We start from the raw sequence: 14,588 nt of genomic DNA, 5'->3' as shown, positions 1-14,588 counted from the left end.
TGGGGGTCGGAGTTGCTCATGATTTCATAGCTGGTGGCGCATGTTGGATAAGCGGTAGATGGCATTTTGATCTGAAACCAGACTGCCGTGTGTGGCCGTGTCGCCAGCGTGCGCGTCGGGTGGGTGCAGGGCCGGTAACATCCCCGGGCCTATCAACCACTGCCCCCCGGGGGCACTACGGAGACAAGAAGCTATGTTCAGTCATGTGATGGTCGGTGTGAACGATCTGGAGGTGTCCCGGAAGTTCTACGACGCGCTGCTCGGCACCATCGGTGTGCCCCCGGGTGTCGCCAACAAGAACCGCTACTTCTACCGGGGCCCCACCGGCACCTTCTGCATCAGCACCCCCATCAATGGCGAGCCCGCCACCTTTGCCAATGGCGGCACCATCGGCTTTGCCATGCAGTCGCCCGAGCAGGCCGATGCTTTCCACGCGGCCGGTGTGGCCAACGGTGGCACCACCTGCGAAGACCCACCGGGCTACCGCGAAGGCCCTGGCGGCAAGCTCTACCTGGCGTATCTGCGCGACCCGGACGGCAACAAGATCTGCGCGTTGCACCGCCCACCCAAGCCAGCGGCGTGACGGCCGGGCCGACCGGCTCAGCGCATCGGTTTTCTGATCTTCAAGCGGGCATGTGTGCGCCGGGCCGACGCACGGCGCGTACCTTGCCGCTGCCGCCACCACCGCAGTAGAACAGCCCGGCCCCATCCGATTCGAGCCCGCTCACACCCACGCCTTGCGGCATATCGAGCTGCTGCAGCACGGCGCCGCTCGTGGGGTCGATGTGGCGCAGGGTGCTTTCTTCGCCCTCCCAGGTGCCGTGCCACAGCTCGCCGTCCACCCAGGTCACACCGGTCACAAACCGGTTGGATTCGATGGTGCGGCGGATCGCACCCGTGGCCGGGTCGATCTGGTGGATCTTGCGGTCACGGTACTGGCCTACCCACAGGCTGCCTTCGGCCCAGGTCAGGCCTGAATCGTTGCCGCCGCCCGGTGCGGGGATGGTGGCCACTACCCGGCCCGTGGCGGGGTCGATCTTGTCGATGCGTGATTCGGCGATCTGGTACAGGTGCGTGCCGTCAAACGCGGTGCCTGCGTCGCACACCACGTTGAGCGTGCGGGTGGTGGCGCCGCTGGCCGGGTCAAAACCCACCAGGTGTTCGCCCGTGGCGGCCCACACCCGCTGGCCATCGTGCGTCACGCCGTGGATGGTGCTGGCGCCGCCAAACGGGCCGTATTCGCGCACCACCTCGGCGGGCTGGCGGGCCGCAATGGGCAGGTGTTTGGTGGACGGCGGGGTGCCCGCCATGTCGCTGCTGCAGGCGGTGTCGTGGGTGGCGGTAGGGGTGACTGTGGTCATCTCGGTAGCTCCTGATGGTAGGTACCCGGTGCACGGCAAGGGCGCTGTGCGTTGGGCGGTGAAGCCACTTTAGGCAATCGGCTGCGCGGTGGGGAGTAACAAGATCGTCGTGAATCCCACCAGGGGCGCGGCCAGCCAGCGGCGTGCGCGCGCCTGGCCGATGGCGCGCACGCGGCCGGTAGCTTCCAGTTCAGCCAGTGCGCGCTGCACGGTGCGCTGGCTGTCGCCCAGGGCTAGCGCCAGGGCGGATGTGGACCATGCCGCACCGTCGGCCAGCAGCGCCACCAGCGCGCCCTGCTCGCCCTCCACCGGCGGGGCCAGCACGGCCACAGTGCGTCCGCCGTGGGGCCGGAGCACAAAGCCGCGCGGCGTGGCCTCCACCCCGGCCAGCGGAGCGATGAGGGCGCGCAGGCGGCCGATTTCCACCCGCAGGCGGGCGCGGTGGGTTTCGTCGGGGTGGCGGGTGCGGAACACGTTGGCAATCAAGGCTTCGCGGTCCACATCGCCCGGCCACGCAGTAGCCAGCGCGCGCACCAGCGCAAACAGCACAGGGCGGCGTGCCAGCGGGTGCCACACCTCGCCCGCGCGCACGCCGTGGCGACAGGCGTCCACGACCCACAGCGTCGGGGACGCCAGCAGCGCGGCCACGTCGTCCAGCCGCAGCATGTGCTCGGCGCCGTTCGCAAGGCAGCGCGCAGCGGGCTGTTCGAGCAACGCATGGGCCTGCGCCACCTCGGTCAGCAGCGCGGGCACGCCGGATTGGGCGGCAGCCTGTTGCGCGCGTTGCAGGGCGGTGCGTGCTGCGCCGATGTGCAGTGACCGCAGGGCCAGCTCTGCGGCGGCAAGTTCGGCCACCGCGACAAGGGAAGGGGGCAGTCGCGTTGTGGCATCGGTGGTGGGAGCGTCTGCCAACGCAGCCGATGCTTCGTCCAGCTTGCCCAGCAGGATCAGCGTGCGCGCTGCCACCAACCGTGCCTGCAGCGCATTGGCGATGTCGCCGTGGGCCTGCAGCGTAGCCCCTGCCGACATCAGCGCCTGCGCCGGCCCACCCAGGTCGCGTTGGGCCAGGGCCACCTCAGCCTCGGCCACCACACAGCGGGCGCGGGCCACGGGCTCGTGCGTGCCAAAGCCGCGTGCGGCGCGGCGCAGCAGATCGCGGGCGCGCGGGTGCTCGCCCAGCTGGGCCATGGCAATGCCGCGCAGGGCCAGGGCCGGTGGGTCGTCGCGCAGGGCCACGCGCTGCAGGGCGGCCAGGGCGTCGCCTGCGGCCAGCGCGCGGGCGGCGGCGGAGATCAGCGAATCCATGGCGACAGACTACCGCAGCGTGCTGCTGCGATGGCACGCCAGCATGCGTGGGGGATACTTGGCCGCTTCGCTGTGCCGCCCGCCGGGTGGTGCAAATCCCCCCAAAAGACACAAGGACCCGCCATTGAAATCCGCCAGCGCCACCACTTTTGACGAGGCCTACTACCAGCGCTTTTACTTCGACAAAAAGACCAGCGTGGTGGACCCGGCGCACATGGAGCGCCTGGGCACCTTCGTGTGCAGCTACCTCAAGTACCTGCGCGTGCCGGTGAACCGCGTGCTGGATGTGGGTTGCGGCATCGGGCTGTGGAAGGGCATCGTGGCGCAGCATTTTCCAGAGGCCATGTACCAGGGTGTGGAGTTCAGCCCTTACCTGTGCGAGCGCTTTGGGTGGCAGCAGGGCTCGGTGGTGGACTACGCGGCTGATGCGCCGTATGACCTGGTCATCTGCCAGGGCGTGCTGCCCTACTTGAGCCCGCCGGATTTGAAGGCCGCGCTGCTCAACCTGGGCCGCCTGACACAAGGCGCGCTGTATGTCGAGGCTGTGTCGCGCGAGGATTTTGAGAGCGACATCATCGACGAAGAGATCACCGACAACCGCGTGTTCCGCCACCGTGCCGAGCTGTACCGGCGTGGCCTGCGCGAAGGCGCCATCGAGCTGGGTGGCGGCGTGTGGCTCAGCCGCCGGGCCGAGCTGCCGCTGTTTGCGCTGGAGCAGGCGGGCGGGCAGTGACGACGACCCCTGTGCCGCCGCCCCAGCCTCAGGCGGTGCCGCACCCACCCCATGCGGTATCGCGCCTGCGCACCGAGCGCCTGGCCCGCAGCGCCAAGCCCTTCCTGGCCCGGGGCGGCCCCAAGGGCGAGCGCTGCGCGGGCTGCCGCCTGGTGCCCAGCCACTGCATCTGCGCACTGCGCCCCGTGCTGCCCACGCGCGCGGGCATGTGCCTGCTGATGGCCGACATCGAACCGCTCAAGCCCAGCAACACCGGCTGGCTGATTGCCGATGTGGTGGCCGACACCTACGCGTATGGCTGGGCGCGCACCGAGGTGCACCCCGACCTGCTGGCGCTGCTGGCTGACCCCCAGTGGCAGCCGTATGTGGTGTTTCCGGGTGAGTTTGTGGAGCCTGGGCGCGTGGTCACGCAGGTGGGCCGCACCGAGCCGACGGGCAAGCGCCCGCTGTTCATCCTGCTCGATGCCACCTGGCCCGAGGCGCGCAAGATGTTCCGCAAGAGCCCGTACCTGGACCGCCTGCCCGTGCTGAGCCTGCAGCCCGAGCAGCTCTCACGCTACCACCTGCGCCGCTCCACGCGCACGGACCATTTCTGCACCTCCGAGGTGGGCGCGCTGTGCCTGGAGCTGGCGGGCGAGCTGCAGGCCGCACAGGCGCTGGAGGCGTACCTGGACGTGTTCACCCACCACTACCTGCAGGCCAAGCACCAGCTGCCGCCGGACGTGAACGGGGCGGCGCACGCACGGCTCCGGCTTCTGGCGCAGGGCCGCACCTGAGAGGGCCTTCGGCCTGCCGGGCCGCGTGCGTGCATGACCTGTTGCCCAAAAAGCATGCGCTGTTACCGCGTTGTTACAAGCGCTGCACCTGGCCCCCCGCAAAATTCGGCGGTGGCGCCACCACCTCTGGCGCGGCCCGTCTGTCCGGGAGGGGCAGGGGCCTGCACACCCAAAGCCAACCCGTTGGAGAACCATGAAAAACAAGATCCCCCTGTTGCTCGTCGCAACCCTCAGCCTGGCTGTCGCATCGCTGGCCCATGCCGGCAAGGCCGAGCGCGACTTTTTTGCTGCCGAGGTGGCCCCCGCGCTGAAAACCGCCGCCAGCACCCTCAAGCAATCGTGCGGCTGCGATGTGAAGATGGATGTGAAACAGGACAGCTTTCAGACCGTGGATCACCTGCGCCAGGTGCGCTACGCGGCCGGCACCATCGTGGACAACGCCCCGCGCTACTGCAACGATGCCCCTTCCAAGGCCGCAGTGTGCCAACTCAAGACCCTGGAATTTGCCCGCACCGGCACCACCGCTTTCAAGTTTGCCGCAGGCAAGGGTGCGATCACTCTCGATGAAAGCTCGTACCCCAGCTGGGACATGCTGGCCGCCGAGCTGGACAAATAAGCGCAGACTCCTTGCCCCAAGCAGCGCCCCGACACCACTGTGCGTGGTGCGGGGCGTTGGCGTTTGTAGGCGCCGTGAGGTGCCTGAATCAGGGTGCGGCAGTTGCGAACGAATCGCCGTTCCACGTGCCGGATAGCGTGCAATACCCCGCTAGCGTGGGGGGGCACCCGCAGCCACGCGGCTTTGTACCGCCTTGGTGATGCCGTCTGGTTCCAGATACGGGCTGCAGGTCTGGTACAGCGCAAACTTCTTTTCTGCCGACGTACCAACCAGTTCGGCCGACACTTCGGGCGCTGATTTCTTGAGCGCGTCGATGTGGAAGTCGTCCTCGGCCGGGTGCAGCTCCACCGCTGCTTCCAGCATGGCCGCCGCAGCGGCGCGCATGCCTTCTTGCCGGGCTTTTGCCACGCTCAGCGACAGGCCGTTGAACACATTGCCGCAGCGGATCAGGTCGATGGCGACCGCCTTGCGTGCATCGGCCTGCGCAGGTGTCCCCATGCCGTGCGTGCCATCCAGGTAGGCCCACACGTCCAGGGGTGGGGTGCCGGACGCGCACGCCCCCTGGTAGGTGCCGAAAAAGGCCTTCTTCATCATCTGCCGGCCCGCCGAGGTCTGCATGCCGCTGTCGATGACAAGCTGCTCGCCATCGGCGTGCACGGTGAACTGGTACAGGTGCGCGGCGCTGGCGCCTGCGGCCTGGGCAGGGGCGACGCAGCGGGCCTTCCAGGTCTCATGGCCGGGCATGGGTTGGTCAGACTCGCTGACCGTGCAGTCCATGCCGCGCTGCTGCATGGCATTCTTCCAGGCGGGGGCCGTCAGGCTGGCCATGTGCTGCGCTGTCACGCACACCACGGCGGTGCTGCCCAAGGAGTCCGCATAGGCACCCTGGCGGAACCCGGCAGCCGCCGCAGGCTGCGAAACCGCAACGCCCCCGATCAGAAGCCCCGCCAACACAGCAGCGCGCGGGGCGGTGGCGGGGAGCGCAATGGCGAAGGGCATGGGGGGTGTCTCCGGGCGGCAGCGCCTGGTACGGCGCAAGAAAAAGAGAAGGCGGTGGAACGGCGGCGTGCCCAGGCGCGGCCCGTCATCACACTGAAAAGCCGTCGGATTGTCGTTCAAGGCCCTGGGCACGCCGTGCTCTTGTGGCCTTGCAACGACAATGGACCATTCCCCCTCTACCGCACTGACCCGATGAAAGCTCCCCCCCGCCTACAGTCCCTCATTGAGGAAGGCCTGATCGACACCGTGGTCCGGCAGCTCATGAGCGGCAAGGAGGCCATGGTCTATGTGGTGCGCTGTGGTGATGAAACGCGCTGCGCCAAGATCTACAAAGAGGCCAACAACCGCAGCTTTCGGCAGGCGGTGGACTACACCGAAAACCGCAAGGTCAAGAACTCACGCTCGGCCCGCGCCATGGCCAAGGGCAGCAAGTTTGGCCGGCAAGAGCAAGAGGCCGCCTGGCAAAGTGCCGAGGTCGATGCGCTCTACCGCCTGGCCGCTGCCGGCGTGCGCGTGCCGCAGCCCTACAACTTTCACGACGGCGTGCTGCTGATGGAGCTGGTGACCGACGCCCACGGTGACGCCGCCCCGCGCCTGAACGATGTGAGCTTTACTCCCGAAGACGCGCGCACCCACCACGCCACGCTGGTGGCCGAGGTGGTGCGCATGCTGTGTGCGGGCGTGGTGCATGGTGACTTGTCGGAGTTCAACATCCTGCTGGCCCACCTGCCGGGCGCAGAAGGTGGTGAAGCCGGCCACGATGGCCCCGTCATCATCGACCTGCCCCAGGCCGTGGACGCTGCGGGCAACAACCACGCCCAGCGCATGCTGCTGCGCGATGTGGCCAACCTGCGCGACTTCTTCGGCCAGTTTGCCCCCGAGCTGCGCGCCACCCAATACGGCCCCGAGATCTGGAGCCTGTACCAGAGCGGCCTGCTGAGCAACGAGACGCCGCTCACCGGCATCTATGCGCCCACGCATGCCGATGTGGACATGCAGGCCGTGCTGCGCGAGATCGACGACGCACGCGACGAAGATGCAGCGCGCAGGCTGCGCATGGCGGCGGGCTGAGATTTCCCCACTGCGCTGCGCTGTGGCACCATCGCGCCCCTTTTTCTCTGCAGTTCGCTCGCCATGCCTTCCTTCCACATCCGCAACTTCTGCCCTGGCGACGAACCCGCGTTGCGCGCCGTGTTTCATGCCTCGGTGCATGGCCTGGCTTGCAAGGACTACACCGGCGAACAGCTGGCCGCCTGGGCGCCGTTGGAGCACGACGCCGCGCAATGGGCCGAGCGCATGCGGGCCAACCAGCCCTTCATCGCGCAAGCCATTGACGGCGGGGCGATAGCTGGGTTTGCCGATCTGCAGGCCAGCGGCACCATCGACATGTTTTTTGTGGCCCCGGCGTTTGCAGGCCAGGGCGTGGCCCGGGCGCTGATGGCACACCTCCATGCGCAGGCGGCGCAGCGCGGCATCACCCACTTGAACGCCCACGTGAGCCTGACCGCCGAGCCTTTTTTTGCCGCGCAGGGCTTCGCGGTGGAAGCGCGCCAGCGGGTGGAGCGCGCGGGCGTGGTGCTGCACAACGCGCGCATGGCCAAGGCGCTGGTGATGGGCTAAGGCAACTCCTGATTTGATAGCTGGTTACGCTTGTCTATCATGCGCTAGAGGCTGATTTTGCTTGTAATTCAGCCATCATGCTGTGTCTTTGCACCCGCAGGTGCCTTACAGTAGCCGCCCCGCAGCAGACAAACCCACCCACACCGGCCCACGACGGCTGACACCCCATGACCAAAGACCTGGCCCGACAGAACGAACTCAAACCCATGGCGCTGTGCGAGCCCTGCCAGGGCATCCAGCGCAACTGGCGCAAGGCGCCGGGCCACGCCGAGCTGGTGCAGCGCGGCAACCGCAAGGAAGACCGCGAGACGGGCTCCGTCACCATCACCCGCTATGTGTGCGACCGCTGCGGCACGGCGTGGGAGTATGAGAACGACAAGGGCAACCAGAAGGCGGGCTGGTCGGTGGTGGGGCGATAAGCAATCGCATCTCCATGGAGAGAGGTCAGCGCTTGTTGGATAAGCGCCAGCGGTCATTTTGGGTTCCAACCCATGGCTGGGAACGGCTTGCAGGGCTGTGCGAACGGATACACAGCCATGGCCCACAAATGGGGCACCTTTTCATCTCGTGCGTGTCACACAGGCCTATCAAGGAGATAGCCTCATGCTGCACCGCAGACGATTTCTGAGAACCACCGGCAGCGGCCTGGCCCTGGGCGGCGCCGCTTTGCTGCTGGCAGGGCGTGCCGCGTGGGCCCAGCCCAGCTACACCGTGCCGCTCGCGCAGCTGCAGGAGATGGTGGCCACGAAGTTCCCGCGCAGTGTGCCGGTGCAAGGCCTGTTCGATCTCACCCTGCAACCCCCGCGCCTGCGCCTGCTGCCTGAGGTCAATCGCCTGGGCGCCGTCATGGCGGTGGACGCGGCGGGCGCTGCACTGCGGCGCAGCCACGCGGGCACGTTCGATGTGGAGTTTGCGTTGCGCTATGAAGCCAGTGACCGCACGCTGCGCGCCCACCAGATCCGGCTGGGGCGGCTGGATTTCCCCACGCTCAAACCGGCCGTCACCGAACTGATCAATGCCTATGCCCCCGTGCTGGCCGAACAATCCCTGCGCGAAGTCACCTTGCACCAGCTGCGCCCGCAGGACACCGCCATGTTCGACGGCCTGGGATTGCAGCCCGGGCCCATCACGGTGACGGCCAAGGGGCTCACCGTGGCGTTTGTGGGCAAGCAGCCATGACGCCCGCTGGGCACGGCCGCCTTCCATCGCCGCAGCGCCAGGGTTAACTCCGTTTCCCCTCGTGGGAGCCGGTGGGGGAGACGGGGCTTCGGGGGCGCCGCGCTTGTTCTCCCTCTCCCCGCACTCTCCCACCAGGGCTGGGCCGAGGGTGGCGCAGGTTGCGCAGGTCTGTCTCGCGCAGGGGCTTGCGCTCAATCGCCCCGCACCCGCTGCGCAAACCCGCGCAGCGCGAACTGCTCCACCACAAAATCCACAAACACTCGCGTGCGCGCTGGCAGCAGCTTTTTGCTGGGGTAGTACAGCGATGTCGGCCCTGCATCCGCCCACCAGCCCGGCAGCACCCGCACCAGGTCGCCGCGCGCCAGCCAGGGCTGCGCAAACGGCATGGGCAGCACGGCCAGGCCCAGGCCCATCAGCGCGGCCTGGCACATGGCCTCGGGGTCGTCGAACACGATGCGGGGGCGGAACACTGCCGCTGCAGCGTCGCCCGCCTTGTTGCGCAGCGTGGTCACCGGCACGCGCCCCGTGCGGATGGCGCGGCGCGCAATGCCGTCCCACTGCGCCAGGTCTGCCGGGTGGCGCGGCGCCTTGCGGCCCTGCAGCAGCGCGGGGGCGGCCACCACCACCAGGTGGATCGGCCCCAGCGTGCGCGCCACCATGTCGGGGTTCAGGTTCAGGCCACCGCCAATGCCGGCATCAAAACCCTCGCCGATCAGATCCACCTGGCGGTTCTCAAAGCGCCAGTCGGGCTGGATGGCCGGGTAGCGCTGCAAAAACTCGGTGAGCAGCGGCACGATGTAGGCACGGCCAAACGCCAGGCCCATGCTCACCTTGAGCGTGCCCGCAGGCTGCTGCTCGGTCTCGGCCGCGTGGTCCACCGCATCGGCCAGCGCGGTCAGCGGCGGGCTGATCTGCGCCAGCAGGCGCTGCCCGCCTTCGGTGAGCGTGAGGCGCCGCGTGCTGCGCTGGAACAGCCGCACGCCCAGGCCTGCCTCCAGCCGCGCGACGTTCTTGCTCACGGCGGCAGGCGTCAGGCCCATGAGCCGCGCGGCGGCCGAGAAGCTGCCGCACTCGGCGGATTTGACGAACGATTCGAGGTGGCTCAGGGGTTGCATGGTTTGCATTTTCAACTGCAGGTTGAAATAGATCCAGCCCATTCCTGGCTACCCGCAAAGCAATGTTTTTCTGAAACTGCAGGTGTTCCTGGTTCCGTGAAGAACCTTTCAACCATCTGATTTTTGAGGAAAAACACCATGTCTTCTGTGCCCGATACATCCGCCCCCACCACGCTGCCTGCCAGCGCGTCACGCCTGTTGGCGGGCAAGGTGGCCTTTGTCACCGGCGGCGCGCGTGGCATCGGCGCCGCCATCGTCCAGCGCCTGGCGCGCGACGGAGCGGCGGTGGCCTTCACCTACAGCAGCTCCGAGGCCCCCGCGCAGACGCTGGTGGCGGTTATTGAAGCTGCCGGAGGCAAGGCCCTGGCGCTGCGTGCCGACAGTGCAGACGCCGCCGCCCTCACGCAAGCCATCGACACGGCCGCGCGCACGCTGGGCCGCCTCGACATCCTCGTCAACAACGCCGGCGTGGCGGTGGCGGGCGAGATCGACAGCTTTGCCCTCGCCGATTTCGACCACACGCTCAACGTGAACGTGCGCGCGGTGTTTGTGGCCACGCAGGCTGCCGTGCGCCACATGGGCCAGGGCGGTGCCTATGGCCGCGTCATCACCATCGGCAGCACCAACTCCGACCGTGTGCCATGGGCAGGCTTCAGCGTCTATGGCATGAGCAAGGCCGCCATCGTGGGCCTCACCAAAGGCCTGGCGCGCGACCTGGGGCCGCGTGGCATCACGGTGAACAACGTGCAACCCGGCCCGGTCAACACCGACATGAACCCCGCCGACGGCCCCCTGGCCAGCAACATGCACGGCATGATGGCGCTCGGCCGCCATGCCCATCCCGACGAGATCGCGGGCATGGTGGCCTATCTGGCGGGGCCGGAGTCGGGGATGGTGACCGGGGCCAGCCTGCTCATCGATGGCGGGTTTGCTGCCTGAGCCAAGGTAGCTCTGGCTCGCGGGACTTTGGGGACTTTGTGCTGGTGGGTGGCGTTGCGCGCGCGGGTTGCGCCCAGGGCGATATAGTGGCCCACCCTTCCACCTGGGACCCTTTTGTGAACCTCACCCTCCGCACTTTGCGCAATGCCTGCGCCCCTGCAGCAGCGTTGACCGCGCTGATGGTCAGCGTCTCCCTGCACGCCGCCACGCCCGCCGAGTCGGGCTATGTGGGCGAATACCGGGGGCGTTCCGTGGACACCATCACGCAACTGGCGCTGCTGGACGACAACACCTTTTGTTTTGCGGTGACGGGCGGGGTGCTGGACATGCTGATGGCGGGCCGCTGGAAGGCGGAAGGCAGCGGAGTCCGGCTACAGCAGGTGCGGCAGGACCAGACCTTGTTCCCGGCCTACGCCCGCAAGGTGGCAGCGCTGGGCGCCATGGTGGAGTTCGACTTCCACGGCCCCACGCTGTCCAGTGCCCGCGCGCCGGTGTTTGCGGTGTCGGCGGATGACAAGGCCCCGGCCACGCTGCGCCCGCTGTTTGGCCCGGACCACAGTAGCTGGTCTGAAAACTATCCGCTGCCCCCACTGCCTGCAGAGGCCGTGCGCTACTTTTACCTGGGCGACGTGGTGGAGGAAGCCCCGGGAAAGCCAGCGGTCGTGAAGGTGGTGCAGTACCGGCTGGACGGTGCCAATTCAGTGCGTGTGGGGTTTGATCCGCTGCAGGCCTTGCCGCTGATGAGCCAGCGGGCCGAGCTGAAAGGAGACATGCTGTTTCTGTCAGGCAGCCGCCTGGGCAAACGCCGGGCGCTGGACCCTGAAGTGGTGCAAACGGTGCGCACGGGTTGCATAGCCCCCGCTCTGAATCCTGGCGCCCCGCGCCCTGCGCCGAAGCAAGGCGAGACCCCGCCCCTGGAGCCCCTGAGAACGTTTACCGTCAGCCCGTCGGCCATTCAGGGCACGCCATTCTTCGAAGCCAAAAGCAACTGAGCCGTGGTGGGCAGTCGTCGGGTCGGATGAGGGCCGCCTTAGGCTGAAATCGCTGGGCCTCCGGGCGCACGCAGTGGGGTCTCGATCTGCATCTTGGCCAGCCGCAGCGCCTTGCGCATGTAGCCGCGCCACAGCACGTTGGCCAGCAGCCAGAGCACCGGCGCGGCCCACTTGGATCGGGGATGAAACGCGTGGCGCCAGCGCACCGTGGTCTGCGTGCCACCCGCCTGCGGGTCAAACCACCAGGCCCCATTGGCCCCGGTGGCCAGCCAGCGCAGTGCCCCGGTGAAGCCGCTGACGGTGTAGCTGAAGTACTGCGCCGGGTGGTAGTGCTTGAGCCTTTCTTCGGCCACGCTGCCGTCGGACAGCGCCACGGTGCGCGTCTGCCCCGGCGTGTCCCAGGCGCCCGTCTGGTCGCGCGTGCCGATCACTGCGGGCAAAGGCCCGTAGCCGGTGAACAGGGCGCGCGGGTCAATGGGCGCGATGTGCTGGAACGCCAGTGCCGGGGAGGCCTTGATGTGTGTCTGGACCGTGGCAGAGAAGGTGGTCATGGGTGAACCCGGTGCGTTGCTTCCGCCCTCTCGGGCAGTCAAGTCACTGTAGGGCGTGCGACCACACCGATAAATACCCTTCTCCGCAACGGACTGTTTGCCAAATGACCCGCAATCGCCCCTTTCCCGGGCGAAGACGCTGTGCGCCTACGCGGCGGGCGCACACGGCAGCCATCGGCGGCCTGCGCCCGTTCAGGTGGCCGATGCTTTGCGCCGCCGGGGCTTTGGAGCAGGGCCCCGCAGCTCCTGCACGCTCAGTCCGAACGCCGGGTTGTCGGCCAGCATCTCCACCGCCAGATCGATAAAGGCGCGCGCGCGGGCTGGCTGCGCCGCCCGGCTGCCGTAGTACACGTACAGGCCCAGGTGCTGGGGCACGAATTCGGTCAGCACGGGCACCAGTTGCCCGCTGCGCACCAGTGGCGCCGCCGTCACGCCGACAAGCTGGCCGATGGCGTGGCCCCCCAGCACGGCGCGGGCTTCCAGCTCGATGTCGTTGACGCAGAACGCAGGCGGTATGGCATGGGCCACGATGTCGTCGCCCACCTGGAACTCCCACGGCATGGGCTTGCCGGTGGTGGGGTGGCGAAACCCGCTGCAGCGGTGCTGCGCCAGGTCTTCGATGCGGGTGGGGGTGCCATGGCGGGCCAGGTAGTCCGGCGTGGCGCACACCACCAGCTGCAGCGCCATCAGGCGCCGCGCAATCACGCCGCCCTCGGGCGGGTAGCCCGAGCGGAAACCCACGTCCACCCGGTCCTCCACCCAGTTGCCGATGCGGTCGTCCAGCTGTACATCGGGCTCCACCAGCGGGTAGCGGCGGCAGAACACGTCGAGCACGGGCCAGACCACCTCCAGCATGATGGAGCGTGGTGCCACGATGCGCAGCGGCCCCGCAATCTCCTCGCGCCCGCGCCGCGCGCCGTGCACCGCCCGCTGCAGGGTCGCGAGGCCCGGCTGCGCGGCCTCCAGAAACTGGCGCCCCTCCTCGGTCAGGCTCAGGCTGCGCGTGGTGCGGTGGAACAGCCGCACGCCCAGGTGCGATTCGAGCTGCCCCAGCGCTAGGCTGGCGGCCTGCGGGGTGATGCCCTGGGCCGAGGCGGCCTGCCGCAGGCTGCCCAGCTCGGCGGCTTTGGCAAACGTGGCAATGGCACGCAGTTCATTGATGGCCATGGTGTCCGTTCCGAGGTATTGACAAGTTTTACTTGTGAATGAAGTCAGCAATTATGGGCTAGTGCGATGGCAATGGTCTGCCTAAAGTTCACCTCCATGGCCGCGCCTTTGCATCTCAGCGTGTTGCGTTTGCCAGAGCCCCGCTTTCAATCCCTTTCAAGGACTTCCGCCATGACGGCTTCGACTGCTCTCCCTTCCTCCTTCCCCCGCGTCTGGATGATTACCGGCGCCTCGCGCGGCATTGGCGCCCGCATTGCCGAGGCGGCGCTCGCCCAGGGCGACGCTGTGGTCGCCACGGCCCGCGATGCCGCGTCGATTGAAAAGCGCCTGGGCCCCAGCGACGCACTGTTGCCTGTGGCGCTCGACGTGACCGACGAAGCCCAGGCCCGCCACGCTGTGGGCGCCGCGCTGGAGCGCTTTGGCCGCATCGACGTGCTGGTCAACAACGCGGGCTACGGGTTGCTGGGTGCGGTGGAGGAATCCACCGCCGACGAAGTGCTGCGACTGTTCGACACCAACGTGTTCGGCCTGCTGCATGTGACCCGGGCCGTGCTGCCCGCCATGCGCGCGCGCCGCGCAGGGCACGTGATCAACATCTCGTCGCTGGGTGGCGTGCGCTCCAGTGCCGGTTTTGGCGTGTACTGCGCCACCAAGTTCGCGGTGGAAGGCCTGACCGAGGCGCTGCATGCCGAGCTGGCACCGCTGGGCATCCATGCCACGGCGGTGCAGCCCGGGTACTTCCGCACCGAGTTCCTTGATGGTGCCTCGCTGGCCGTGGCGCCACGTTTGCTGGACGACTACGCCGCCAGCGCGGGCGCCGTGCGCGAGGCTGCGCGCCGCATCAACCTGAACCAGCCTGGCGACCCCGTGCGCCTGGCCCAGGCCGTGATGAAGCTGGTGGCCAGCCGCACACCGCCGCTGCGCCTGCCACTGGGCACCGACACGCTGCAGACCATTGCCGACACGCATGCCTTCGTGGCGCAAGAGACCGCGCAGTGGCGGGCCGTAGCGGCGTCCACGGATTTTCCGGTGCAGGAGCGTGAGCAGGCCCAGGCGCTGTCTGCTGGATAGAGGCTCCTGATTTAATAGCTGTTAGTGCTTATAGGATAAGGGCGGTTTCAAGTCCAAGTGCAACAATCAAGTTAATGGACTGAATCGGGCTGTTGGGCCAAGCGAGCCAAATGCTCGGCATACACCTCAATAGGCTTGCTCCAGCCCAAAGTCATCCTGGGGCG

Annotated in this window: 17 protein-coding genes; 11 read left to right on the top strand and 6 right to left on the bottom strand. The window is 67.8% G+C overall.

Features of this window, described 5'->3' with window-relative positions; genetic code table 11:
* Positions 1–193: 193 nt before the first annotated feature.
* Complete coding sequence (locus tag NFX52_RS25490) at positions 194–583, top strand: VOC family protein (RefSeq protein ID WP_055401124.1); 390 nt, start codon at positions 194–196, stop codon at positions 581–583.
* 40 nt (positions 584–623) lie between these two features.
* Here NFX52_RS25490 and NFX52_RS25485 read toward each other — a convergent pair whose 3' ends face one another.
* Both NFX52_RS25485 and NFX52_RS25480 read right to left on the bottom strand, forming a co-directional pair.
* Entirely contained in the window at positions 624–1,310 is a 687-nt protein-coding gene (locus NFX52_RS25485; RefSeq protein WP_055401134.1) for a Vgb family protein, read from the bottom strand.
* Positions 1,311–1,430: 120 nt separating this feature from the next.
* Complete coding sequence (locus NFX52_RS25480) at positions 1,431–2,666, bottom strand: hypothetical protein (protein ID WP_055401122.1); 1,236 nt, start codon at positions 2,664–2,666, stop codon at positions 1,431–1,433.
* 124 nt (positions 2,667–2,790) lie between these two features.
* Here NFX52_RS25480 and NFX52_RS25475 point away from each other — a divergent pair, with 124 nt between their 5' ends.
* From NFX52_RS25475 to NFX52_RS25465, 3 genes are all read left to right on the top strand, one after another.
* A complete protein-coding gene (locus NFX52_RS25475; RefSeq protein WP_055401131.1) occupies positions 2,791–3,399 on the top strand; it encodes a class I SAM-dependent methyltransferase in 609 nt (202 codons plus the stop codon).
* Entirely contained in the window at positions 3,396–4,175 is a 780-nt protein-coding gene (locus NFX52_RS25470) for a tRNA-uridine aminocarboxypropyltransferase (RefSeq protein ID WP_238385712.1), read from the top strand. Before NFX52_RS25475 ends, NFX52_RS25470 begins: the two co-directional genes overlap by 4 nt.
* 193 nt (positions 4,176–4,368) lie before the next feature.
* Positions 4,369–4,791, top strand: a complete 423-nt coding sequence (locus tag NFX52_RS25465; RefSeq protein ID WP_055401120.1) for a hypothetical protein — start codon at positions 4,369–4,371, stop codon at positions 4,789–4,791.
* A 150-nt stretch (positions 4,792–4,941) separates the two neighbouring features.
* On the opposite strand, the gene NFX52_RS25460 is transcribed toward NFX52_RS25465, so the two are convergent.
* Positions 4,942–5,790, bottom strand: a complete 849-nt coding sequence (locus NFX52_RS25460; protein ID WP_055401118.1) for a hypothetical protein — start codon at positions 5,788–5,790, stop codon at positions 4,942–4,944.
* Positions 5,791–5,982: 192 nt separating this feature from the next.
* On the opposite strand from NFX52_RS25460, the gene NFX52_RS25455 reads away from it, so the two are divergent.
* The 4 genes from NFX52_RS25455 (at position 5,983) to NFX52_RS25440 (ending at position 8,589) form a co-directional block, all read left to right on the top strand.
* On the top strand, positions 5,983–6,861 hold the full coding sequence (locus tag NFX52_RS25455) for a PA4780 family RIO1-like protein kinase (protein ID WP_055401116.1): 879 nt from the start codon (positions 5,983–5,985) through the stop codon (positions 6,859–6,861).
* 63 nt (positions 6,862–6,924) lie between these two features.
* The gene (locus NFX52_RS25450) at positions 6,925–7,410 is read left to right on the top strand and encodes a GNAT family N-acetyltransferase (protein ID WP_055401114.1); all 486 of its coding nucleotides are present in this window, start codon (positions 6,925–6,927) and stop codon (positions 7,408–7,410) included.
* A 167-nt stretch (positions 7,411–7,577) separates the two neighbouring features.
* The gene (locus NFX52_RS25445) at positions 7,578–7,829 is read left to right on the top strand and encodes a hypothetical protein (RefSeq protein ID WP_055401112.1); all 252 of its coding nucleotides are present in this window, start codon (positions 7,578–7,580) and stop codon (positions 7,827–7,829) included.
* A 184-nt stretch (positions 7,830–8,013) separates the two neighbouring features.
* The gene (locus tag NFX52_RS25440; protein ID WP_055401110.1) at positions 8,014–8,589 is read left to right on the top strand and encodes a hypothetical protein; all 576 of its coding nucleotides are present in this window, start codon (positions 8,014–8,016) and stop codon (positions 8,587–8,589) included.
* A gap of 191 nt (positions 8,590–8,780) precedes the next feature.
* Here the strand turns inward: NFX52_RS25440 and NFX52_RS25435 are convergent, their stop codons facing one another.
* Positions 8,781–9,704 (bottom strand): LysR family transcriptional regulator, encoded by a 924-nt coding sequence (locus tag NFX52_RS25435; protein WP_055401127.1) that lies wholly within the window; start codon positions 9,702–9,704, stop codon positions 8,781–8,783.
* 138 nt (positions 9,705–9,842) lie between these two features.
* On the opposite strand from NFX52_RS25435, the gene NFX52_RS25430 reads away from it, so the two are divergent.
* Positions 9,843–10,643 carry an SDR family oxidoreductase gene (locus NFX52_RS25430; RefSeq protein WP_055401108.1) on the top strand — a complete coding sequence of 267 codons (801 nt, stop codon included), beginning with the start codon at positions 9,843–9,845 and terminating at the stop codon, positions 10,641–10,643.
* Positions 10,644–10,759: 116 nt separating this feature from the next.
* Entirely contained in the window at positions 10,760–11,635 is an 876-nt protein-coding gene (locus tag NFX52_RS25425) for a hypothetical protein (protein ID WP_238385711.1), read from the top strand.
* A 38-nt stretch (positions 11,636–11,673) separates the two neighbouring features.
* Here the strand turns inward: NFX52_RS25425 and NFX52_RS25420 are convergent, their stop codons facing one another.
* Positions 11,674–12,186: an SRPBCC family protein gene (locus tag NFX52_RS25420; RefSeq protein ID WP_055401106.1), complete on the bottom strand. Its 513-nt coding sequence runs from the start codon at positions 12,184–12,186 to the stop codon at positions 11,674–11,676.
* 192 nt (positions 12,187–12,378) lie between these two features.
* Positions 12,379–13,353 (bottom strand): LysR family transcriptional regulator, encoded by a 975-nt coding sequence (locus tag NFX52_RS25415; protein WP_055401104.1) that lies wholly within the window; start codon positions 13,351–13,353, stop codon positions 12,379–12,381.
* Positions 13,354–13,524: 171 nt separating this feature from the next.
* On the opposite strand from NFX52_RS25415, the gene NFX52_RS25410 reads away from it, so the two are divergent.
* A complete protein-coding gene (locus tag NFX52_RS25410; protein ID WP_055401103.1) occupies positions 13,525–14,424 on the top strand; it encodes an oxidoreductase in 900 nt (299 codons plus the stop codon).
* Positions 14,425–14,588: the final 164 nt, after the last annotated feature.

The organism is Acidovorax facilis (assembly GCF_023913775.1).
Lineage (GTDB): Bacteria > Pseudomonadota > Gammaproteobacteria > Burkholderiales > Burkholderiaceae_C > Acidovorax > Acidovorax facilis.
The sequence above is the reverse complement of the archived record's forward strand: the minus strand, read 5'-3'. Positions and strand labels throughout refer to the sequence as shown.